The organism is Rhodococcus ruber NBRC 15591, from assembly GCF_001894945.1.
GTDB lineage: Bacteria > Actinomycetota > Actinomycetes > Mycobacteriales > Mycobacteriaceae > Rhodococcus > Rhodococcus ruber.
Window position 1 is genome coordinate 59,223 of record NZ_BCXE01000023.1, and the last position, 23,605, is coordinate 82,827.

General features: G+C 68.5%; 20 protein-coding genes. 19 read left to right on the top strand and 1 reads right to left on the bottom strand.

Annotation, left to right across the window (positions count from 1 at the left end):
- Positions 1-11: 11 nt before the first annotated feature.
- On the bottom strand, positions 12-881 hold the full coding sequence (locus tag RR3_RS16230; RefSeq protein WP_026137814.1) for a 5-oxoprolinase subunit C family protein: 870 nt from the start codon (positions 879-881) through the stop codon (positions 12-14).
- A 185-nt stretch (positions 882-1,066) separates the two neighbouring features.
- Here RR3_RS16230 and RR3_RS16235 point away from each other — a divergent pair, with 185 nt between their 5' ends.
- The 19 genes from RR3_RS16235 (at position 1,067) to RR3_RS16325 (ending at position 23,473) form a co-directional block, all read left to right on the top strand.
- Positions 1,067-1,747, top strand: a complete 681-nt coding sequence (locus RR3_RS16235; RefSeq protein ID WP_234420158.1) for an SGNH/GDSL hydrolase family protein — start codon at positions 1,067-1,069, stop codon at positions 1,745-1,747.
- 59 nt (positions 1,748-1,806) lie between these two features.
- Positions 1,807-2,469 (top strand): TetR/AcrR family transcriptional regulator, encoded by a 663-nt coding sequence (locus RR3_RS16240; RefSeq protein ID WP_010594574.1) that lies wholly within the window; start codon positions 1,807-1,809, stop codon positions 2,467-2,469.
- A gap of 397 nt (positions 2,470-2,866) precedes the next feature.
- Positions 2,867-5,113, top strand: a complete 2,247-nt coding sequence (locus RR3_RS16245) for an MMPL family transporter (protein ID WP_051059588.1) — start codon at positions 2,867-2,869, stop codon at positions 5,111-5,113.
- Complete coding sequence (locus tag RR3_RS16250) at positions 5,101-5,604, top strand: hypothetical protein (protein WP_010594572.1); 504 nt, start codon at positions 5,101-5,103, stop codon at positions 5,602-5,604. The genes RR3_RS16245 and RR3_RS16250 overlap by 13 nt, the downstream gene beginning before the upstream one ends.
- The gene (locus RR3_RS16255; RefSeq protein ID WP_040273761.1) at positions 5,585-6,715 is read left to right on the top strand and encodes an acyl-CoA dehydrogenase family protein; all 1,131 of its coding nucleotides are present in this window, start codon (positions 5,585-5,587) and stop codon (positions 6,713-6,715) included. The genes RR3_RS16250 and RR3_RS16255 overlap by 20 nt, the downstream gene beginning before the upstream one ends.
- 10 nt (positions 6,716-6,725) lie before the next feature.
- Entirely contained in the window at positions 6,726-7,766 is a 1,041-nt protein-coding gene (locus RR3_RS16260; protein WP_225222885.1) for an SDR family oxidoreductase, read from the top strand.
- Positions 7,763-9,004: an aspartate aminotransferase family protein gene (locus tag RR3_RS16265; protein ID WP_010594569.1), complete on the top strand. Its 1,242-nt coding sequence runs from the start codon at positions 7,763-7,765 to the stop codon at positions 9,002-9,004. Before RR3_RS16260 ends, RR3_RS16265 begins: the two co-directional genes overlap by 4 nt.
- A gap of 23 nt (positions 9,005-9,027) precedes the next feature.
- Complete coding sequence (locus RR3_RS16270) at positions 9,028-9,486, top strand: type II toxin-antitoxin system RatA family toxin (protein ID WP_010594568.1); 459 nt, start codon at positions 9,028-9,030, stop codon at positions 9,484-9,486.
- A complete protein-coding gene (locus tag RR3_RS16275; RefSeq protein WP_082900303.1) occupies positions 9,483-10,508 on the top strand; it encodes a bifunctional lysylphosphatidylglycerol flippase/synthetase MprF in 1,026 nt (341 codons plus the stop codon). The genes RR3_RS16270 and RR3_RS16275 overlap by 4 nt, the downstream gene beginning before the upstream one ends.
- Positions 10,509-10,519: 11 nt before the next feature.
- Positions 10,520-11,920, top strand: a complete 1,401-nt coding sequence (locus RR3_RS16280; protein WP_010594566.1) for an NAD(P)/FAD-dependent oxidoreductase — start codon at positions 10,520-10,522, stop codon at positions 11,918-11,920.
- Positions 11,917-13,332 (top strand): NAD(P)/FAD-dependent oxidoreductase, encoded by a 1,416-nt coding sequence (locus RR3_RS16285; RefSeq protein ID WP_010594565.1) that lies wholly within the window; start codon positions 11,917-11,919, stop codon positions 13,330-13,332. Before RR3_RS16280 ends, RR3_RS16285 begins: the two co-directional genes overlap by 4 nt.
- A 1-nt stretch (position 13,333) precedes the next feature.
- Positions 13,334-14,239, top strand: a complete 906-nt coding sequence (locus tag RR3_RS16290) for an alpha/beta fold hydrolase (protein WP_048773401.1) — start codon at positions 13,334-13,336, stop codon at positions 14,237-14,239.
- Entirely contained in the window at positions 14,229-15,149 is a 921-nt protein-coding gene (locus tag RR3_RS16295) for an alpha/beta hydrolase (RefSeq protein ID WP_010594563.1), read from the top strand. Before RR3_RS16290 ends, RR3_RS16295 begins: the two co-directional genes overlap by 11 nt.
- Before the next feature lie 4 nt (positions 15,150-15,153).
- A complete protein-coding gene (locus RR3_RS16300; protein WP_174557580.1) occupies positions 15,154-16,944 on the top strand; it encodes an NAD(P)/FAD-dependent oxidoreductase in 1,791 nt (596 codons plus the stop codon).
- Between the two features lie 9 nt (positions 16,945-16,953).
- A complete protein-coding gene (locus RR3_RS16305) occupies positions 16,954-18,297 on the top strand; it encodes a cation:proton antiporter (RefSeq protein ID WP_064066304.1) in 1,344 nt (447 codons plus the stop codon).
- Positions 18,294-19,646, top strand: a complete 1,353-nt coding sequence (locus tag RR3_RS16310) for a cytochrome P450 (protein ID WP_029540047.1) — start codon at positions 18,294-18,296, stop codon at positions 19,644-19,646. The genes RR3_RS16305 and RR3_RS16310 overlap by 4 nt, the downstream gene beginning before the upstream one ends.
- A 14-nt stretch (positions 19,647-19,660) precedes the next feature.
- On the top strand, positions 19,661-20,488 hold the full coding sequence (locus RR3_RS16315; protein WP_064066311.1) for an SDR family NAD(P)-dependent oxidoreductase: 828 nt from the start codon (positions 19,661-19,663) through the stop codon (positions 20,486-20,488).
- Positions 20,485-22,011 carry a flavin-containing monooxygenase gene (locus RR3_RS16320; RefSeq protein WP_064066303.1) on the top strand — a complete coding sequence of 509 codons (1,527 nt, stop codon included), beginning with the start codon at positions 20,485-20,487 and terminating at the stop codon, positions 22,009-22,011. The genes RR3_RS16315 and RR3_RS16320 overlap by 4 nt, the downstream gene beginning before the upstream one ends.
- 49 nt (positions 22,012-22,060) lie before the next feature.
- Positions 22,061-23,473: a DHA2 family efflux MFS transporter permease subunit gene (locus tag RR3_RS16325; RefSeq protein ID WP_017680944.1), complete on the top strand. Its 1,413-nt coding sequence runs from the start codon at positions 22,061-22,063 to the stop codon at positions 23,471-23,473.
- Positions 23,474-23,605 lie beyond the last annotated feature (132 nt).

A 23,605-nucleotide genomic window follows, 5' to 3' on the forward strand; every position in this document is an offset into this window, starting at 1 on the left:
CTGTTTCGCAGTCATCGCGTGAGGGTGGCGACGAACCGCACCCGATGTCCCGGCCCGAGCTGCGCGGCGACGGGAAGATCGGCGGGCAGGACGACGGCGATCACCGGGTGGTCGCCGACGACGGGATGGTCGGCCAGGAACAGGATGGGGTTGCCGTCCGGGGGGACCTGCACCGAGCCCGGGGCGGTCGGCTCCGGACGATCGGTTCCGCCACGCGCGAGATGCAGCTTGCCGGGTCCCTGCAAGCGGATGCCGATGCGGTCCAGCTGCGGGGTCACGGCCCATGTCTCGTGCAGCAGCGCATGCACCGAACCGGCGCTGAACTCTCCGGGGTGCGGGCCCAGATGCACGCGGAGCAGTGCCGGGTCCTCGGGCGGGGCCGGTGGCGGGATCTGTTCCTCGCCGGGTAGCTCGCCCGTCAGGGTGCCGACCGGTATCCGGTCGCCGTCCCTGAGCCGGTCGGGCCCGGTCCCGGTCAGGGTGTCGGTGGATCGGCTGCCGTGGGTCTCGGGCACGTCGATTCCGCCGCGTACCGCCAGATACGAGCGCACTCCGCTCGTCGGATTACCGAGGGCCAGCACGGCGCCGTCGTCCAGCCTGAGCACCGAGTAGTCGGCCTCGGGGTGGCCGTCGACGGTGACCGGCACGCGGGCGCCCGTCACCGCAACGACGTTCGCGCCGATGCTGCGCACCGTCAGACCGCCGGCGGTGATCTCGAGCGTCGCCGCAGACGGGTCGTTGCCGACCAGGCGGTTCGCAGCGTCGTGCGCCGTTCGGTCGGCGGCACCCGACACGCCCAGCCCCTGGTCCTCGCGTCCCGGCCGGCCGCGGTCCTGGACGGTGGTGAACATTCCGCTGTGGACGACTTCGAGCCCTTGCATGGGGGAAATTGTCCTCGCCCCGCCGCCTGCGGCGGGCGCGTCCGGGGGATCTCGCTGCCCCCGAACATATCCGTCCCGGACCGGCGGTCGGCGATCGGCCGGCGAGCGACACGCAGCCCCTCCGAGCGACGGCGAGGCGCGCCACATCTTGCCGAAGTAATACGGTCGATCGTATGCTCATCCGCATGACGACAGTATCGAAGCCGCTCACCGAGGACACCGATCCGCACGTCCTGCCACCGGCCACGGCCGCCGCGATGCTCGAGGGTGCACCGTGGAAGCGGTACGCCGTGTTCGGCGACAGCCTGTCGGTGGGCGCAGGCGATCCCACGCCCGGCTACGACAACCTCGGATGGCCCGCTCGGGTCGAACGGGTTCTTCGAATGGTCGAACCGGACCTCCGATACCTCAACACGGCGCGCATCGGTGCCACCACGGCGCAGGCGCTGGAGGAGCAGGCCGAGCGGATCGCCGCCTTCGAACCCGACCTGCTGCACGTCAACAGCGGTGCGAACGATCTCCTGCGCCGCAATCCCGACTGGGATCGGATCGAAGACGGACTGCGCACGATGTACACCTGGGCGGCGGGGACCGGCGCCCAGCTCAGCGTCCTGACGTTGGGTCGCGCATTCGTCATCCCGGCCTTCCCGGACTGGACCGAGCGTGTCGCCCGCCTCAACGACATCACCCGGAAACTCGCCCGCGAGTTCGACGCCGTCCTCGCCGATTCGTGGGACCACCCGCTCAACGACCGCGAGAACCTGCTGAGTGAGGACAAGATTCACTTCGCCACCACCGGGCAGGCCGTCCTCGCGACGTTGGTCCTCGAACAGCTCGCGGCCCGGGTGGGCGCCGACCGGGCCTAGGGGCAGGACTGGATCCGCCACGAAATCGCTGGAGAATCGGGTGACGTAAAATTCACCGCATGTCGAGCGCGACACCCCCGTCGTCGGGAACGGCAAGTCCGCTTGTCGGTGACATCACCGACAAGCGGCTTCTTCGGGGTGCCCGCACTCGTCGCGCGGTCCTGGACCGGGCCGTCGACCTCGCGTCGCTGGACGGTCTCGAGGGGCTGAGCTTCGGACGCCTCGCCACCGACACCGGTCTCAGCAAGGCCGGTATCCAGAGTCTGTTCCGTACCAAGGAGGCGCTGCAACTCGCCACCGTCGATCATGCCCGGTCGATGTTCGTCGATTTCGTCGTTCGTCCTGCCCTGTCCGAACCCCGAGGGGTGGCGCGGATCCGGGAGCTCATCGGACGCTGGATCGTCTACGCGGAACGGCCACTGTTCGCCGGCGGCTGTTTCCAGGCCGCCAATCTGACGGAGTTCGACAGCCGGCCCGGCCCGGTTCGGGACGCGCTCGCGCGCAACCAGCAGGAGTGGGTCGACGCGCTCTCCGGCGAGCTCGCCGTCGCCGTCGAGAACGGTGAAATCGCCGATCTCGATGCGGATCTCGCGGCATTCCAGATCGACGCGGTGCTGCGGTCCGCGAACACCGCCATGCGCCTCGGAGACGGAGCGGCGGGGGACAAGGTCCGACGCATCGTGGAAGGACTGCTGCGTCCGCCGGGGCGAACCGTCCGATAGGGCACGGTCTCACGCGTGTGATCCGGCGCGATTCGATGACGGGCCCCGTGAGTCGGGGACCTCCGACTTCGTTGTGGGGCAACAATATGCACAGGAACGTCCAACTCGTCGGAATCCGGGTGACCGGTCCGAGCGTCGTCGAGGTTGTTCGCCGACAGGTTGACGCCGGGGGTGCCCTCGGGCATGATCATCGGCAACGGCGCCGCCGTCGGTCCGACCGGCCGATGGGGACGTCGGCGCATGGCTGTCGAGACAGCGGCCACACCGGGTAGGGGACCCCGGTGGCAGGTCATTGGGGGGATTCACCGTTACGGCAACACATCTGGATGTCGGTGTACAACGAGGTCGCCGACGTCCAGGTTGCCGTGCCGGTGATTGATCAGAATGGGCACAGCGCATGATCCTTGGCAGACTCGCCGAAGTGGCATGGCGTCTACCTCGCACCGTGGTCGGGGCGGCGATGCTGTTCCTCGTCGTCGCAGGTGTCTATGCAGCGCCGGCCGCAACCCGGCTGCCGTCCGGTGGATACGATGTTCCGTCATCGGAATCAGCTCGGGCAGAACAGATTCTGGACGAAAGGTTCCGAACGGGTGGACTGCCGGTGGTGTTCACGGTTACCGACCCTGCGGGAGCCGGCAGCGTGCGAGCGCGTGACGAATCCTCCATGATTGTTGCGGCACTGCAAGATTCGCCACACGCGGTCCAGATTGCGTCGTACTGGACCGCACCCTCCCCGCTCGACCAGACCCTGCTGAGTGCGGACCGGAACACCGGGCTGGTCGTCGCACGAATCGCCGGCGACGATCGGGAGGCACCGATCCGGGCGCACGAGATCGCGGCGTCCCTCGTCGGAACCCGCGACGGTGTGACCGTCACCGCCGGTGGTCAGGCCATCACGTACTACGAAGGCACACAACAGTCCCGAAGTGATCTGATCCGGCTCGAGATCATTGCGGTACCGCTGACCTTCATCGCGCTGGTCTGGGTGTTCGGCAGTCTCGTCGCGGCGCTGCTCCCGCTGCTCGTCGCGGCTATCGCTGTCGTCGGCACCGGTGCCTGCCTCTGGGCGCTGTACGCCGTCACCGACGTCTCGGTGTTCGCGGTGAACCTGGCGACGGGCCTGTGCTTGGCTCTCGCGGTCGACTACACGCTGTTCATCGTCAACCGATTCCGTGAGGAACGGGATGCGGGGACCGACGCACACGCGGCGCTGGTACGCACCATGCTGACGGCCGGCCGGACCGTGTTCTATTCGGCGCTGACCATGGCGGTGACCCTGGCGACGTTGCTGATCTTCGAACCGTATCTGCTTCGCTCCCTGGCATATGCCGGACTTGCGAGTGTCGGATTCGCGATGGCGGGTGCGCTGTGCGTCGCGCCGGCGCTGATCGTTCTCGCAGGAGATCGCATCGACGCACTCGATGTGCGAAAGCCGCTGCGACGCTGGTTCCGTCGCGAAGCCGTGCCGATCCGCGCCGTCGAGGATTCGTTCTGGTACCGCACGTCGGCGGCGGTGATGCGACGACCGGTCGTCGTCCTGGTGACGCTCACGATCGCGCTGCTGACCCTCGCGTGGCCGTTCCAGGGTGTGCAGTTGGCGTATCCCGACGACCGGGCGCTGCCGGAGTCGACGACTTCGCGGCAGACGGGCGACATTCTGCGAGCCGATTTCGCCCAGGACTTCGCCGGCTCGACCCCGATCGTTCTGACCGGTGCAGTGACGACCGTGCCGCAGGTCGCGGACTACGCGAGGGAACTCTCGACAATCGACGGTGTCCTGTCGGTCAGCAGCCCCGGCGGGGTGTATGCGAAGGGCATGCAGATCAGCCCACTCCGAGTCGATTCGGCAATCTCCGGTGACAGCGCATACGTCACGGTCTCGACCACGAAGGACCCGTACTCGCAGGAGGGCAAAGAGCAGCTCGAACGGTTGCGCGAGGTCCGGTCGCCGGCACCCACACTCTTCGGCGGCCTCGCGCAGCGTGACCTCGACAACGTGCACGGCATCACCGACCGCGTGCCCGTCGCAGTCGCGCTGATCGCTCTCGCGACGTTCGTGCTCATGTTCCTGATGACCGGCAGCGTGGTGCTTCCGGTCAAAGCGCTGGTCACCAACGCCCTCTCGCTCACAGCCGGATTCGGCGCCATGGTGTGGATCTTCCAGGACGGCAACCTCGGGGGTCTGGGTACCACCGCGACCGGACACGTCACGGCGTTCGTTCCACCCCTGCTCGCTGCCATTGCCTATGCGCTCTCGATGGACTACGAGGTCTTCGTGTTGTCGCGCATCCGCGAGGAATGGCTGGCGACCGGGAACAACCAGAGGTCGGTGTGTGCCGGCCTGGCGCGGACAGGTCGCATCGTCACGGCCGCCGCGGTCGTCATGACGGTGGTCTTCCTGGCGATCACCGCCGGGGAGGTTTCGTTCATGCGCGGACTCGGCCTCGGACTGACCATCTGCGTGCTGGTGGACGCGTTCGTGGTGCGCACGTTCCTCGTCCCGGCCGTCATGGCACTGACGGGCCGGTACAACTGGTGGGCGCCCGCGCCGCTGGCCCGATGGCACGCCAGACGCGGATTCCGCGAAGGGGAAGCGGTCCCGATCCCAGAACTACGAAAAGAGCAGTCGCTGTGGACAACCTGAACAGATTCGAAACCGAGGCCACGCATGCGGTCGCGCGGGCCGAGTGGTTTCTCGCACTGGTGGTCGTCGTGGTGCTGGCCGTCGCCCATCTCGACGAGATCGACTGGGTGGCGTTCGTCGCGCTCTTTCTGATCATCGACATCATCGGCTACATTCCGGGCGCGATCGCGTACCGGCGCAGCGCGGATCACGCGGTTGCGAAGGGCTACTATGTCGCCTACAACGTGATGCACAGCTTCCTCACGGCAGCCGCGATTGCGGCGGCATGGTCGCTGATCTTCGGTCCGGAATGGGCGCTTCTCGCACTGCCGATCCATCTGTGCGGAGACCGAGCTCTGTTCGGAAACACCATGAAGCCGTTCGGAATCTCGTTCGAACCGGTGAAGCATCCGGAGTTCGATGCCTTCGACCGTGCCTACCACCGCGTCGGTGTCCGCTCCGACGATTCCACGAACCACAGGGGGTTTCGACGTGCGCTTCCTCGCGCGTGAACGTGCCGTACTCGAGCAGTTCCTGCCGGGACTCGACGACGCGCTGGCCGATGTCCCGCTCGCGGACCTCGAGGGCAGTGCGGCCCTCGGTATCCCGCTGCTGCGTGATGCCGGCGGAGCCGGACTCGTGATTCCGGTCGAATACAAGGGCAAGGGCGCGAATGCTCTCGATGCCGTCAGGATCCAGCGGGCACTGGGCTCGCGGTCGCCGTCCCTGGCCGTGGCGAGCACCATGCACCACTTCTCCGTGTCCAGCCTCGTGCTGCTCGCCGAGACCGGGGGGAAGGAGTGGCTCGTCCTCGAAGCGATCTCCGCGAAGAACATGCTCGTCGCGTCCGGATTCGCGGAGGGCCGCCCCGACGGCCACATCCTCACCCCGACCATGGACGCCACCGTGACGGCCGACGGGGTCCGGGTCAGCGGGACGAAACGACCGTGCAGTCTGGCGCGGTCCATGGACCTGCTCACGGCCAGTCTCCGGCTGCCCTCCCCGGACGGTCGCGGGGACCGGCTGGCCGTCGCCCTCATTCCCGCCGACGACCCGGGTGTGACGGTCGCTCCGTTCTGGTCCAGCTTCGCTCTCGCCGGCGCCGAGAGCGATCAGGTGACGATCGACGACGTCCTGGTGCCTGCGGATCTGGTGGTACTCACGGAGGTGACCGAGGACGGGCGGCTCGACGCCGTCCAGACCGCGGGTTTCGTGTGGTTCGAGCTGCTCATGGCCGCCTCGTACCTGGGTGCGGCCAGCGCACTGGTCGAGCGTGTGCTGTCGGTGGAACGATCCGCCGACGTCGAGCGGATGCAGCTCGTCTCGCGCACCGAGAGCGCGCACGCGGCGATCGAGAACATCGCCCGGCAGGTCCCGCACGCGCAGACGGACGCGGGGCTCCTGGCCGACACCCTGTTGGTGCGGTACGCGGTACAGGACACGATCGCGTCGGTGGTACCCCGAGCGGTCGAACTGCTCGGTGGCATGAATTTCATGACGTCGGACGACGTCGGATACCTCGCCGCGGCCGTCAACGGCCTCGGCTTCCACCCGCCGTCGCGCACGCGAATGGCGGGACCGCTGACGCGCTATTTCGCGGGCAGCCCCCTCGAGATCGCATGAGGAGCGAAGAATGACGTGGCGTAGAAAGACACTGTTGTTGACCGGCGGCTCCGGCGTCGTCGGACGGGCACTGATCGACGAACTGTCGCACGACTTCGACGTGGTCTGCATGCGCAACCGCAACCCGGTCGACGACGTCCGGGTCAGCGAGTTCGCCGGGTCCTTCGCCGAACCGCGGCTCGGCCTGTCCGCCGGCGACTACGCCGTGCTGTCCCGCCGGGTGGATGTGATCGTGCACGCGGCGGCGGCAACCAGTTGGCGGGAGGACCCGCGACGGATTCGTGAGGTCAATCTCGGTGGCCCGACGGCATTGCTGGAGCTGGCGACGCAGGCATCGGCGCCGCTGTACTTCTTCAGTACCGCCTTCGTCGCGGATCCACCTTCGGCACAGGGACATTCGCCGGGAGCCGCGGCCTATGTGCAGTCCAAGATCGAAGCCGAGGCGCTCGTCCGGTCGCATGCCGTGCCGAGTGTGATCGTGCGGCCGTCGATCGTCATCGGTGATTCGGCGGACGGGCGGATGGCGGCGTTCCAGGGTCTGCACGCCGTGCTGGGAGCGATCGTGCGGGGCGCCGCACCGATGATCCCGATGCCGGCGAACGCTCTCATCGACTTCGTACCGCAGGACCTGGTTGCGGCCGTCATCGGCCGGCTCGTACGTCAGGAGGTCACCTCCGGCGAGTACTGGCTCACAGCCGGCGACCAGGCATTGTGTGCACGGCAGATCATGGACCTGTGCATGGGCCTGGCGGGTGACCTGGGTCTGTCGACGCGGGAACCGCGTCTCATCCCGACCGAAGCCGTGGACCGCCTGATCCTTCCGCTGCTGGAGGATTCGCTTCCGGCCCCGCTCCAGGCGAAGTTCCGCGATCTGCTCGAGTTCGCCTGGCTCTTCCAGAGCGCCGACCCGTTGCCGAACTCGCTGCCGGAACTGGGCTTCGCCGCGCAGGTCACCACGGAGGAGCTCCGGAAGACGGCCTACCTGTCGATGCGCTACTGGGCGCAGGTGAAGGGGCTCGTGGCCGGCGACGACGACGGGCGGGCGGCGTGACCGCCTCGGGCGTCCGGACCGGGATCGAGGACCTCTGCCGTGCTCACCAGGGCAGCGGGCGGGCCGCTCTGGGCCGTCTGCTCGGGGGCATGGAGGAGATCGCGTCGGAGGGCGCCTGGGTCGTCGTCGCGGACGGTCGGCGCTTCCTGAACTTCGGCGGCCACGGGGTGTATCTGCTCGGGCACCGGCATCCGGAGGTGACGGCAGCGGTGCACCGGCAGATCGACACGCACCCGATGTCGACGCGCGTCTTCTTCGAACCCGCGGGCGTGCACGCGGCGGCGGCACTGTCCGCCGTCACGCCTGCGGGCCTGGACCTCGTGCACTTCGTCAACTCGGGCGCCGAGGCCACCGAGGCGGCGTTGAAGCTGGCGCGGGCACATGGCAAGACCGAGATCGTCACGACCGTCAACGGCTTCCACGGCAAGACCCTGGGGGCACTGAGTGTCACCGCCCGCCCGGTCTTCCAGAGGCCGTTCGAGCCGCTGCTGCCGGGGGTGACCGCCGTGCGGTACGGGGACGCCGCCGAACTCGACGCCGCGCTCGCCCGGGTCGCGGGCCGGGGCGTCCTCATCGTCGAGCCGGTACAGGGTGAGGGAGGGGTGATCGTGCCCCCTCCCGGCTATCTCGCCGCCGCGGCCGATCTGTGCCGACAGCACGACGCGCTGTTGATCGTCGACGAGATCCAGACCGGTCTGGGGCGCTTGGGCACGTGGTGGGGTATCGACGACGCTCGGATCGTTCCGGACATCATGCTCGTCGGTAAGGGACTCTCGGGCGGTGTCGTCCCGATCTCCGCGATGGTCGCCACAGCAGAGACGTATCAACCGTTCGCCAAGGACCCGTACCTGCATTCCTCGACCTTCGCGGCCTCGCCGATCGCGTGTGCGGCAGCCGCGGCGACGATCCGGGTCATGCGCGACGACGACATCGTCGGCAAGGCGGCGGATCTGGGCCGGCGCCTCGTCCACGCCGTCGGGAACGCCGTGGCGGCTCACTCCTCGGCGCACCGCATCGAGGTCCGCGGCCGCGGACTGCTGATCGGCATCGAGTTCGACGATCCTCGATCGGTCGGAGACCTGTACCTGAACCTCGTCGATCGCGGGGTTCTGGTCAACCACTCCCTGAATTCGCCGACAGTGCTACGTCTCACCCCGCCGGCCGTCCTTTCCGACGGTGAACTGGACTTCTTCCTGACCGCGTTCACCGACGCGCTGTCCGCTGCCTTTTTCGCCTGAGCCCTACAGCAAGGAGAACCCCCATGCGCAGTGTCACCATGTCGTTCGTCCTCCCCGGAATCGACCCGAGCGCCGCCTTCGACCGGATCGGCGACTTCGAGAGCTACCCCCGATTGACCGAGGCTGTGGTCGCGGTCGAGGTGGCCCCCGGGGACGCCGGCGAAGTCCGGTCCAGCTGGACCGTCAAGTTCCGCAAGGGGCTGCTGCGCTGGACCGAGCACGATGTGCTCGACCGCGACGCCGGAACGATCGCGTTCACGCAACTCGAAGGGGACTTCGAGGTGTTCGACGGAACCTGGCGCATCGGCCGGACGGAAGACGGCGCGTCGGTGGTCTTCGACGCCCGGTTCGACCTGGGCATTCCGTCACTGGCCGACATTCTCGACCCGGTCGCCGAGGGTGCGCTGCGCGAGAACATCGCCCTCATCCTGTCCGGGTTGTTCGGCGAGATACGACAGCCGGCGCTGGCGGTCGACGCGTGACCACCACCCAGGACGCCGCGCAGCACCTCGCGCGGCGAGATGCGCTCGCCGTGCTGCGGGACTACGCCCGGAGTTCGTCCGCGTTCCTCGCACTCAACGAGGGCAACCGGTACTTCACGGTGCCGGGTCGCACCGGGTTCGTCGCCTACCGGCCGGTCGGCCGACGTTACTGGATCCAGTTCACCGGTGCCGCCACCCCCGAGCACGATCGATCCGCCGTCGACCATGCCTTCGCCGAAGCGGCGAAGCGCGCCGGGAAACGGGTCGTGGCCGTGCAACTGGAGCGGTCCGATGCCGAGCGCGCAGCCGCGAACGGATGGGTGGTCAATCAGTTCGGATCCTCGTACAGCATCGACCTCTCCGCATTCAGCCTGCGCGGCCGGAAGTTCGTCAAGACCCGCAACATGATCACCCGTTCGCGTCGTGAGGGGGTGACCGTGCGCGAGGCGACGCCGGAGCAGCTGACCGACCCCGCGTTCGCCACCCGACTGGACCGGCTCGATGCCGCGTGGTTGCGGAACAAGGGGCGTCACGTCAAGGGACTCAGGCTGATGGTCGGGGAGCGCGGCGGCGAGGTCCAGGAGCAACGCCGGCTCTTCGTCGCCGAAGCCGCCGGCCGGATCGTCGCGTACATCTCCTACTCGCCCGTCTTCGGCGAGAAGGCCGGCTGGCTCTACGACTTGACGCGGCGATCCCCGGACGCGCCACCCGGCGTTGTCGAGCACATCTTCGCCGAGGCGGCACAGGTGCTGCGCGAGGACGATGCGCCCTGGCTGCACCTGGGGCTCACACCGTTCGTCGGCATCGACCCGGACGCTGCTCTTCCGGGTGCGTCCCGCATGCTGAGCACCGCAACAGGACTGATCGCGAAGCACGGTTCGGCCGTCTATCCGGCCGCGAGTCAGCTGGCCTTCAAGCTCAAATGGCGTCCCACCCTGGTGACGCCGGAGTACATCGCATTTCCCGGTCGTGTTCGCCTGCGAGACCTCTGGAGTCTCGCCCGGGCGACGAATTCGCTCTGAAAGGAGGAACAATGGTCGATGCGACCCGGTGCCTGGACACGGCACCGATCTGGAAGCAACTGGCGGATTACGTCCCCGATGCACCACGACTTCGCGGGTCGGCCGGGGCCGACCTCGTGGTCGTCGGCGCCGGACTCGCCGGACTCACCGCGGCCTACTACGCGGCCAGGGAACGGCCCGAACTGAACATCACCGTCCTGGAGGCCGGCCGGATCGGATCGGGGGCGACGGGCGCCAGCACCGGCATCGTCGGTCCCGGTCTGAAGATTCCGCTCGCGTCGCTGAGGAGGAAGTACGGCGACACCACGGCGCGCGCCGCCTTCGGCGCCTCCCAGCACGGGGTGAACCTGCTGCGCGAGCTCATCCGGACCGAGCAGATCGACTGTGATGCGCGAGAGGAACCGCACACGCTCGCGGCGCTCACGCCTCGTCAGCGCGAGCGGATGGCGGCCCACCTGATGCACCTCGAACAACTCGGCTACGGCGTCGAGTGGCTCGGTCCGCAGGACCTCGTCGAACGGGCGGGACCGGGATACGTGGCCGGATTCTCGTACGAGAACGTGCTGCTCGTGGATCCGTACCGCCTGCTGCTCGGCCTGGCCGACGCACTACGCCGCCGCGGTGTCGAGATCCACGAGCACAGTCGTGTCGTCGACATGCAGCCGGCACGAGGGGGCGCGACCAAGCTCTACACCGCGTCGGCCGACATCACCGCGGACCGTGTCCTGTTGGCCGTGGACGGGTACGCGCAGAAGCTCAATCCCTTCCCGAACTCGGTGGTGACGATCCGAGCTCACGTACTGGCCACCGACCCGCTGAGCTTCGAACAGCGCGCCGCCCTCGGCTGGAACGGTCGTGGCGGAATCATCGACCAGCGAAACTATTTCAACTACTACCGAATGACCGCCGACCACCGGCTGGTGTTCGGCGGGGGACCGGTCGTCGTACCGACCGGCGATCCCGTCCCCGACGCCCGCACCGCGGATGCGGTACAGCAGAGACTTCGTCGCGAGATCGGTGAGAGATTCCCGATTCTGAAGGATGTGCCGGTGGTGGCGAGATGGACTGCGCTGGCCGGGAGCACCGAGGACCGGCTGCCGGTCGTCGCTCCGGTGCCCGGACGGCCCGGTGTCCTCTACGCGGGCGCCTGGTGTGGTCACGGTCTGTCGCTCGCCGTGGATTCCGCCTGGCGCTTCGGGCGGACGGTGGGCGGCAGCGCGGCCGACAGCACCCTGCCGTGGACCCGCCTGCGGGGCCTGACACTGCCGAAGCCCGCGCTCGAGGCCGGCACGAGGGCATACCTGCGGATGCTCGACCTCGCCGATCGGCACGACCTGCGGACCGGATCGCCGAAGTCCCGGGAGGACGTGCCCGGGCGCGTCGCTCCGGCCGAGGAAGGAGTCTTCTCATGAGCGCGAAGATCGATTCGGCCGTCCTGGCGCCGCCGACGGACGACATCCCGCCCGGTGCCGGGACGCAGGATCCCGTGCCGCCGAGCGGTGCGGGATCCTGCGAGGGGGCGAGCAGCTCGAGCTCGACCGGTGAACCGTGCATCGAGACCGCCGACATCGTGATCGTCGGCGCCCGGATCGCGGGGTGTGCACTCGCCGTCCGCTTCGCGGAGGCGGGAAAGCGCGTGGCGCTGCTCGATCGTGGTGAGCGGGAAACGGATGTGCTCTCCACCCACTACCTGCAGGACCTGCGGCTGTGGGACGAGCTGGGTGTGCTGCGTGAGTTGCACGAGTTCGGTGCTCCACCACTGCATTCCACTCGAACGGTCATGGACGGAGTGGACATGTCCGTGCATCACCCGCAGTGGCCGCGGATGTGTGTGCGACGGTCGGGCCTCGACGAGCTCCTGCGCCGCAGGGTCGAAGCCGTCGGGGTGCCGGTGCGCACCGGCGTGACGGTGCGACGGCTGCTGAAGGAGAACAACGGACGGGTGCGGGGGGTGCTGGCGACGAGAGCCGACGGCAGCGAGATCCGGATCCTGGCACCGCTGGTCGTGGGTGCGGACGGCAGGAACTCGACGGTTGCCAAGCTCGTGGGTTCCGCCAAGTACGCGGTCACCACCAACGATCGTGATGCCGTCTGGCGGTACTACCGGAATCTGCCGGTGCCGCCCGAGTTCCAGCTGGTTCGTGACGGCCGCGACATCTACTTCATGGTCCCGTGCGACGACGGCCTGACCCTGGTGGTCGCCCAGCCGCCCCGCGACGACCCCCGCGACTACCGGAACAGGGAGGTGTTCGAGGAGAACGCGCAGCGCATCATCCCCACGTTGCGCGGTCTCATGGCCGCCGCGGAACAGGTCGGTGACGTCCGCCAGGTACGTCGGATGGACGGCTACTTCCGGGAGGCGGCGGGACCGGGCTGGGTGCTGATCGGCGACTCCGGGCACTTCAAGGACGTCATCACCGGCCAGGGGATCTCCGATGCCCTGCGGCAGGTGCGGATGTTCACCCGCACGGTGCTGCCGGAATGGGGGAGCCCGCGCACCATCGACCGCGCTACCCGACGGTGGTGGAAGGAACGCGACGCCGAAGCGCGTCCGATGTACTACTTCTCCCGGTCGATCGGACTGGGTCTTCCGACCAATTCGGTGGACATCGAACTGTTCCGATACATCAGTGCGTCCCGGCGGCGCAGGGACAATCTCACGCTCATGCTGAGGCACGAGTACAACCCACGCAGGCTGATGGGTCTGCCCGCGGCGGTGTCCATGGTCCGTGCCGCGAGTCGGCCGCACAACTCGGTGGTCTCCGTCGTCGACGATGCGCGGGCATCGCTGTACCGGCAGTTCGGCCGGAAGCAGGCGAGGTGACGTGACGGTGCACAATCGATTCCAGCCCGGCTGGCGGCATCCCGATCTCGGCGAACGCGGCGACGTGCGTATCGGGTCGGGGGCGGTACGCTACTTCGAACGCGGAGACGGCGAACCGATCGTCCTCGTCCACGGCGCGATGGTCAACGCGAACCTGTGGCGCCGGGTCGTGCCCCCGCTGTCGACGCAGTTCCGGTGCGTGACGCTCGACCTGCCGTTCGGATCGCACGACGTCGGCGTGCCCCACGTCGACCTGTCACTCCCCGGGCTGGCGCGACTGGTCGTCGACTCGATCGAGACGCTCGGGCTCAGTGGCGCAACCGTGCTGGCGAACGACACGGGCGGCGCGGTCGCGCAGCTCGTCGTCGCACAACGTCCCGATCTCGTCGGACGCCTGGTCCTCACCTCCAGTGATGCGTACGGTGACTGTCCGCCCGCGGCATTCGGCTTCTTCAAGCTCGCGGCGTCGGTGCCGGGAGGCCTGCTCCCGATTCTGGCGCCGATGACGGTGCGGTCCTTGCGGCGTCTGCCGATCGCTCAGGGCTGGCTCACCCGACGAGCACTTCCGCCCCACATCTCGGATTCGTATGTGCTGCCGGCGATCCGGAATCGCGGAGTGCGTCGGGACCTGGCGCGAGTGGTGACCGGTCTGCAGTCGCGGCACACACTGGAAGCAGCGCGGCACTTCGACAGGTTCGACGGTCCCGTCCTCGTCGCGTGGTCCCGGGAGGACCGATTCTGTCCGCCTGCCAATGCGCACCGGCTCACGAGGGACTTTCCGGATGCACGGCTGGAGTGGATCCAGGACGCCTACACCCTCGCACCCGAGGACCGACCCGAGCGGGTGGCCGCACTCGTCTCCCACTTCATCACCACGACCGAAACGAGAGTCCCACATGACCGATGATCGTCGCGCATGGTGGCGCCATCGCAGTCTCGGCACACGGCGCGAGCTCACACTGTCCACCGGCCGGCTCGCCTACTTCGAGGCCGGTGCCGGTGAACCGATCGTTCTCCTCCACGGTCCACTCACGAATGCGAACGTCTGGCGCAAGGTGGTTGCCGCTCTGTCCGGGCGCTTCCGCTGCATCGCGCTGGACCTTCCCTTCGGCGCCCATTCCGTCCCGATGCCCGACGCGGATCTGTCCTTCGCCGGATTGGCGGCGATCGTGACGGAGGCGCTCGAAGCACTCGATCTGCGTGAGGTGACGCTGGTCGGCAACGACGGCGGCACCCCCGTCGCTCAACTGGTTGCCACGACGCGGCCGGACCTCGTCCGACGGCTGGTCCTGACGGCCGGCGGTGCGTACGACAACTGCCCACCGCGGCGGTACCGGGCGATCATGAAGGCCATCGCCTACGCGCCGGCGGCGCGTGAACTGATCCTCGGCCCGTTGCGCATCCGGGCCCTGCGGCGGCTCCCGATGTCCTACGGCTGGCTCGCGCGTCGACCGGTCGAACCGGCCACCTCCGACTCGTGGGTCCTCCCGGCCCTCGAGAGCGACGCTGTCTACGCAGACCTCCGCCGTATGCTCCGCAGCCTGGAACCGAGCGCTGTCCTCGCGGCCGCAGAGTCGTTCGGCGACTTCCCGGGGCCGGTGCTGGTCGTGTGGTCCCGGGAGGATCGCGTGTTCCCACCCGAACACGCCGAGCGTCTCGCCGGGGATTTCGCGGATGCCGGACTCGAGTGGATCGCCGACTCGTGTTCGCTGCTTCCCGAGGACAAACCGTTCGAAGTGGCACAGCTGCTCGCGGACTTCGTGCAGCGCACCAGCTCGGTGCCGGCTGCCGCAATCTCGACGAACCAGGAGAGCTGAGACGATGCTGGAAATCAGTAGACCCGAGGTGGCCGACGACACCCGCACCTTCGACGTCGCCATCATCGGTGGCGGCATCGGCGGAACCGCGCTCGCGGCGATCCTCGCCCGCAACGGCGTCCGGGTCGTGATGATCGAAGCCGGCGGACACCCACGCTTCGCGATCGGGGAATCGACCGTGCCGGAGACGATCGTCGGGCTGCGGGTGCTGGCGCGTCGCTACGACGTCCCGGAGCTGGGATACCTGGCCGGGCACAACACACTTCGCCGGAAGGTCAGTGCCGCATCCGGTGTGAAACGCAATTTCGGATTCGCGTACCACCGCGAAGGAGAGCCGTTCGCGGCCGAGGAATGCACACAGCATCCGACGTGGAGCCCGCCCATCGGCCCGGATTCGCACTTCTTCCGGCAGGACGTCGACGCCTACATGTTCCAGGTCGCGCTATCGTACGGTGCGACGGGTCTGACCTACACACCGGTCACCGCGGTCGACTTCGACTCCGACGGGGCGACCATCCGGACCGCGTCGAGCGGTGACTTCCGGGCCGGCTTCGTGGTGGACGCGGGAGGCATGCGCAGTCTGCTGGGCGAGCAGCTCGATCTGCGCATCGACCCGCCGTACCGGACCCGGTCCCGCACGATCTTCAACCACTTCGTGGGTGTCGAACCGTTCGACCGCGTGGCCCCGCCGCGCAAGCAGCATCTGATGCCGAGCCCGTTCTCCCAGGGAACGCTGCACCACCTGTTCGAGGGCGGGTGGGCGTGGGTTATCCCCTTCGACAACCACGTGGGCACCACCAGTCAACTGTGCAGTGTCGGAATCAATCTCGACATCGACGTGTATCCGAAACGAGACGGCGAGACGCCGGAGGAGGAGTTCTGGGCGCACGTCGATCGCTTTCCCACGATCCAGCGGCAGATGCGGGCGGCCAGGGCGGTGCGGCCGTACACGTCCTCGAACCGGAGCCAGTTCGCATCGAAGCAGATCGTCGGCGATCGCTGGGTCCTGCTCCCGCATGCCTCCGACTTCATCGATCCGCTGTTCTCCAGCGGTCTCGCGGTCACCATGATGATCCTGAACGCACTCGGTCACCGTCTGATCTCCGCCGTCCGGGAGGACGACTTCTCGGTGGAGCGGTTCGAGTACGTCCAGACCTGGACGAAGCGGTCGTTCCGGTACTACGACGATCTCGTCAGCTTCTCGTACACCTCCTGGGACCACTTCGACCTGTGGAATGCATGGCACCGGGTGTGGTGCCTGGCCACCATGTACGGCGCCAACGCGCAGATGCAGACCGTCATGGAGTACGAGAAGACCAGGGACAAGGCGGTGTTCGACCGGTTGGAGCAACCGCCCTACCGCGGGCTGCAGGCCGTCGACAATCCGCGGTTCGCTGCGATGTTCGATGCGGCGTGCGCGGCGATGCAGGCATACCGCGACAAGGAGATCGACGCGACCGAGGCCGGCCATCGCATCCACGTCGCGCTGAAGGAGAGCGAGCTGGTTCCGTCCGCGCGCTGGACCGGTTGGCGAGCGCTCGACCCGGACAATCGTCTGCCCACGGGTGAGTTCACGCTGTGGGACATGACCCGGCTTCTGTTGTGGGGCAAGTACGCCAGTCCGCCCCACATCCGCGGAACCTACTTCACCAACGGATTCGCCGGAGTGGCGAAGGAAGCGGGCAAGTTGTATCTGTCGGAGCTGCGCCACGGCAGCGGGCTGAGCATGCAGGTGGCCCGCGACATGGTGTCGTATCGCAACCGGGACTGGCGTCGGGTCGGCGGACTCGACTAGGCGACTCCGATGACATTGGCACTCGACCTCACCGCGCCGCTGCCGGCGCACTGGTTGCTGGTGTTCCTGGTGCAGGTCACCGTGCTGTTGCTGGGTGCGCGGGTCCTCGGCGGCCTGGCGGTCAGGCTCGGCCTGCCCGCGCTTGCCGGGGAATTGCTGGCCGGAGTGCTGCTCGGTCCGTCCGTCCTGGCGCACGTTGCTCCCGGCGTGTGGGGGTGGCTGTTCCCTGCGGAGGGCGGGCAGGTCCACCTTCTCGACGCCGTCGGCCAGTTCGGCGTACTGCTGCTCGTCGGTCTGGCGGGAATGCACGTGGACGTCGGGCGTCTGCGACGACTGGCCGGCCCGGCAGCCAAGATCAGCCTTGCCGGCCTGCTGATCCCCCTCGCACTCGGTGTCGGCATCGGTGCGATCGCGCCGCCCCCCATGCGCCCGGAGGGCACGAGCCCGGCAATCTTCGCGATGTTCGTCGGGGTGGCAATCTGCGTGACCGCAGTCCCGGTCATCGCCAAGGTGCTCATGGAACTCGGGCTGACCGACCGCAGGATCGGGCAGCTCGTCCTGTCCGCAGCGGTGATCGACGACGTCATCGCCTGGTTCCTGCTCTCGCTGGTGTCCGCGTTGGTGACGGCCGGGGCACTGGGGGTATCGGACGTGCTGGAGCCGGTCGGATGTCTCGCCGGTGTCGTGCTCTTCGCCGCGACGATCGGCAGGATGCTCGTGCGCCGCGCGGTGCGCCACGCCGAGGCGTCACGCGATTCGACTGCGATGGTGAGTACGGCGGTGATCCTCGTCCTCGGCGGTGCGGCGGCCACGCACGCCATGGGACTGGAGCCGATCCTGGGCGCGTTCGTCGCCGGCGTCCTCATCGGCTCCGGCGGCGTGCGCGCGCCGGTCCTCGCACCCCTGCATGCGGTTGTCATGTCGGTCCTCGCCCCGCTGTTCTTCGCCACCGCTGGGCTCCGGATGGACCTGTCCGGTCTGCTCCGGCCCGGTGTCCTGCTGGCGACGGCCGGGCTCCTCGTCGTGGCCGTCGCCGGGAAGTTTGCCGGTGCGTTCGTCGGCGGCAGACTCAGCGGTCTCGACCGCGCGGAATGTATCGCCCTGGGGGCCGGGATGAACGCACGCGGTGTGGTGGAGGTGATCATCGCCACCGTCGGCCTGAGCCTGGGGGTGCTCGGCACCGAGGCGTACACGGCCCTGGTCCTGGTCGCCGTCGTCACGTCCGTCATGGCCCCGCCCATCCTGCGCCGCGCCGTCGGCCGCTCCGACCGCGCTGCCGCGGAGGAACCCGGCGCGCGACCCGCCGAGTCCCGGTCCGGGGCCGGCACCGTCTCACTCGAGGAACCACGATGACCCTGTCCCGATCCGAAACCTCGCATCCCCCGACATCGCTGCCGCCCGGCCCGAGGTTGCCCGCCGTGGTCCAGACCCTGCTGTTCACGCTGGCGCGGCATCGCATCTATCCCGTGCTGACGCGGCGCTACGGCGACACCTTCCTGATCGAGCCCACCGCGCCGTACCGGCCCATGGTGGTGCTCGGACGGCAGGAGGACATCCGGACGGTCTTCGCCGGCAGCCCCGAGATCTACCATGCCGGCGAGGGCAACGCCATCATGCGCCCGGTCATGGGCGAGCACGCCGTGCTGGTCACCGACGAGGACCGGCACAAGCGGGTCCGGCGGCTGCTCACGCCCGCGTTCAGTGCTCGGGCGCTGCAGGGCTACCGCGACGACGTGACCACGCTGGTCCGGCACGAGGTCGCGCACTGGCCCGTGGACCGCCCCTTCGCCACATTGGAGCGGCTGCAGGACCTCATGCTGGAAGTCATCCTCACCGTCGTGCTGGGTGTCACCGCGCCCGACCGCCTCGCCGAGTTGCGACCCGCGATCCGGCACATCACGGAGATCGACCCGATCACGTTGATGGGACTGCACAGCCCGAAGCTTGCGCGGATCCGGCCCTGGAGCACGCACTGGAAGCATCAGCGCAGATTCGACGAGATCGTCTACGCCGAGATCTCCGAACGTCGGGTCGCGGGCGACCTGCACGACCGAACCGACGTGCTCTCCCGGCTGGTGCAGGCCGCGGTGGACGACGCAGACGGTGGGCTCGGCGATGCAGAACTGCGTGATCAGCTCATCTCCATTCTCCTGGCCGGTCACGACACCACGGCCACGGGGCTGGCATGGGCCTTCCACGAACTGGTCCGCAACCCCGGCGTACTGGCAGACGCGCAGAAGGCGGCGGACGCGGGGGACGACGAGTATCTCGGCGCGGTGGCCAAGGAGGCGCTGCGCCTCAAGCCGGTGATCCAGGATGTGGCCCGCCAGCTCACCGCACCCGTGGAACTGGGCGGATACCGGTTGCCCGCGGGCATCACCGTGCTCCCCGCGATCGGCATCGTTCACGCCGACCCCGAGCATCACGAATCACCGGGCGAGTTCCGGCCGGAGCGGTTCCTGGGCGTCCAGCCCGCGGCGAACACCTGGATTCCGTTCGGCGGCGGTGCACGCCGGTGTCCGGGTGCCGCGTTCGCGGCCATGGAGATGACGGTCGTCCTGCGGGAGGTGTTGCGCGCCTACGATCTCAGCCCGCCCGGCCGGCGTCCGGAGAAGCAGAAGGCACGCAACATCACGACCGTTCCGTCGCGGGGAGCTCGCGTAGTGGCCCGGCGACGCACCACGAAGGCGGTGACGCTGTGAGCCCGACCGTGTTCATGGGAAAGACCTGTGTGGTCACCGGTGCCGGGTCCGGAATCGGCCGCGCACTCGCGGAGAACCTGGCCGGTCGGGGTGCGCGACTCGCTCTCTCCGACATCGACGGCAGCACTCTGGCCGAGACTGCGCGCCGATGCGAATCCCACGGTGCCTACGTGTCGACGGCACTTCTCGACGTGTCCGATCGAGACGCCGTCTCGCGGTACGCCGAGGAGGTGGTGGCGGAGTTCGGCATCGTGCACCAGGTGTACAACAACGCGGGCATCGCCTACTTCGGCAGTGTCCTGGAGTCGGACTTCGCCGACATGGAACGCGTCCTGGCGGTGGACTACTGGGGCGTCGTACACGGGACGAAGGCGTTCCTGCCGCACCTCGTCGCGTCGGGCGACGGTCACGTCGTCAACATCTCGAGCCTTTTCGGCTTGCTCTCGCTGGGCGGGCAGAGCGCGTACAACTCGGCGAAGTTCGCCGTCCGAGGGTTCACCGAAGCGCTGCGCCAGGAGATGATCGCCGAACGGCTTCCGGTCCGGGTCACGTGCGTGCATCCGGGTGGGATCAGGACTGCGGTGGCACGCAACGCGACGACGGCTCGGGGGATCGACGCGGCGTCGGTCGCGGAGATCTTCGATCGGCGGCTGGCGTTCCATTCACCGGAGATGGCGGCCCGGGCCATCGTCGCCGGGGTGCGACGTCGCAGGGCGCGCGTGGTGATCGGCTGGGAGGCGAAGGGGCTCGACATGTTTCAGCGGGTGACCGGAGCGGGGTATCAGCGGGTACTGGCCGTGACCAATCCGTTCACCGTCGCAGCGGATCGGAACCGGAAATGACCGAGCACTTCGATGTCGTCATCGTGGGGGCCGGGCTGTCCGGTATCGGCGCCGCCTGTCGTCTCGGGCGGGAACTTCCGGACAAGACGTTCGCGATCTTCGAGGCACGCGCGTGCCTCGGTGGCACCTGGAGTCTGTTCACCTATCCGGGGGTCCGATCCGACTCCGACATGTTCACCCTGAGTTACCCGTTCAAGCCGTGGCGCGGCGCGGACGCGATCGCCGGCCGGCAGGCGATTCTGGACTATCTCGAGGAGGCCGCGGCGGAGGGCGGCATCGCCGGCAGGATCCGGTACAACAGCCGTGTCGTCGAGGCGTCGTGGGATTCGGCCCGCTCGCGGTGGAGTCTCACCGTCGAACAGCGGGTCGGCCCGGACGAGACGGCCCGCCGCACCGTGACGTGTGCGTTCCTCTACGCCTGTGCCGGGTACTACGACTACGAACGCGCGTACACCCCCGATTTCGAGGGCATCGAGTCGTTCACCGGAACGGTGGTCCATCCGCAGTTCTGGCCCGGGGAACTGGACTACACGGGCCGACGCGTCGTGATCATCGGGAGCGGAGCCACGGCCATCACCTTGGCGCCGTCGATGGCGGAGCGCGCCGAGCACGTGACGATGCTGCAGCGCTCACCGACGTGGGTGTTCCCGCTGCCGCGCCGGGACATCGCTGCGGACTGGGCGCGGGCGGTGCTGCCGCCGCTCGCAGCCCATCGGTTGGTGCGTGCGAAGAACATCGCCTTCACCGGCTCGCTGTACTGGTTCTGTCGACGGTATCCGCGGGCCGCACGGTCGCTGCTGACCCGTCTGGTCACCCGCTCCCTGCGGGATCGGGACACCGTCGCCGAGCACTTCACCCCCACCTATGCGCCGTGGGATCAGCGGCTGTGTGCCGTCGTGGACGAGGATTTGTTCACCGCGATCCGGCACGGCACGGTCACGATGGTGACCGACCACGTCGACCGGTTCGTCCCCGCGGGGATTCGTCTGCGGTCGGGGCGTGTCCTCGAAGCCGATATCGTCGTCACCGCAACCGGATTGCAGATGCAGGTGTTCGGCGGCATCGACTTCGTCGTGGACGGCCGGCCGGTGACGATGTCCGACGAGTTCCTCTGGCAGGGCACGATGGTGACCGGGGTGCCGAATTTCGCGGCGGGGATCGGATATGCGAATGCGTCGTGGACGTTGCGCGCGGATCTCAACGCACGCGTGATGTGCAGGGTGCTGAGCCATATCGACCGCAACGGGCAGGTGCCGGTGGTGCCGCGCCGGGAGGAGACGCTGGCGGCGCGTCCCTTCCTGGACCTGTCGTCGGGGTACATCTGCCGGTCGGTCGATCGGTTTCCGCGTCACGGAGATCGAGATCCCTGGCGGGCCAGGAACTATGTGCGCGACGCTCTCACCCTTCGGCGCACGTCGCTGCGGGGGTCACTCGTGCCGTTCGGGTCCACGGGAGCATCTCGTCGACGCGAAGACGTTCCGGGACAGAATGTTTCGTCGTCCGCCCGGACCAGACTTGTGTAGACCATAGTCAGCCGTTTAGAGTCGGGCCATGGTCGAATCAAGTCGGACGATGGTCGGCGAGCAGACGGGTGACGCCCCGGTTCGGGACCGGTCCAATCTCATGTTGCTCGTACTGTGCTCGGCGGCGTTCATGGCGATGCTCGACGTGTTCGTCGTCAGCGTCGCCTTCGCCGCGATCGGGGAGGGGTATCCCGGATCGTCCCTGGCGGACCTGAGCTGGGTCCTGAATGCGTACACCATTGTGTATGCGGCCCTGCTCATTCCGGCCGGCCGGCTGGCCGACCGCTACGGTCGCAGAGCGGGGTTCGTCGTCGGGCTCGTGGTGTTCACGGTCGCGAGTCTGGCGTGCGCGCTCGGTCCGACGCTCTGGTGGCTCGTCGGATTCCGGGTCCTGCAGGCGGTCGGGGCGGCGGCCCTGACTCCCACGAGCCTGGGTCTGCTGCTGACGGCACTGCCGCCCGAGCGGCGCGCCACTGCGGTGAAGATCTGGGCCACGTCGACCTCCCTGGCCGCGGCGGTCGGGCCGGTGATCGGCGGGGCGCTCGTGAAGGTGTCCTGGCAGTGGGTGTTCCTGATCAACGTGCCGGTCGGCATCGCGGCGGTGGTGGGGGCCGTCGTGCTGCTGCCCGAGACGAAGGACGCCACCGTGACGCGGATTCCCGACGTCCTCGGCGCGGCGGTGCTCGCGGTGGCCCTGGGCTCGCTCGCCCTCGCGCTGGTGAAGGGGCAGGAGTGGGGCTGGTCGGGAACCGGCACCCTGACTGCCTTCGCGGTCGCCGTCGTCGGGCTCGCCGCAGTGGCCGTCCGGATGCGACGGCACCCGGCGCCGGTCGTGGATCCCGCGCTGCTGCGGGTGCGGTCCTTCTTCTGGTCGAACGTCACCGCCCTGCTGTTCTGCACGGCCTTCGGCGCGGTACTGCTGAGCGTGATCCTCCGCCTGCAGACGGGTGCGCACTACAGCGCCCTGGTCACGGGTCTGGCGGTGGCACCCAGCCCGCTGATGGTGCCGATCTTCGCGGCGGTGAGCCAGCGCCTGTCGAATCGTCTCGCGCCGTCCACCCTCGTTGCGATCGGCAACGTGCTCGTCGGCGTGGGCGTGATCATGCTGGCCGTCAGCGCCACCGAGGAGGTGAACTACGCCACGCAGGTGCTGCCGGGCTGGCTCCTCGTCGGTGTGGGCGTCGGGTTCTCGCTGCCCAACCTCCTGGCCAAGGCCACGGTCGATCTGCCGCCCGCACGAGTGTCCACGGGCAGTGCGGTGGTCAACACCAGCCGTCAGATGGGGTACGTGCTGGGCGTGTCCATGCTGGTCGCCATTCTCGGCGAGTTCGGTTCCGCCGACGCCGAGACGCTGGCGGTGTTCACGTACGCATGGTGGGCGATCGCAGTGGTCGCGCTCGCGAGTGCCGCCACCGCGATGGGGATGAGGTCGCGCCGAGCGTCCGGCGAGGCGCTCCGGTAGCGGCAGCCCGGCGGCGGACCCGCCGGTCGCGTCGTGCGCCGCGGCATCGGATCCTCGATGCCGCGGCGCCCGTCGCGCTCGGTTCGGGACGGCGCCCCCGCCGGAAAATCGCTCGTGCCGACCCCCGGGCTC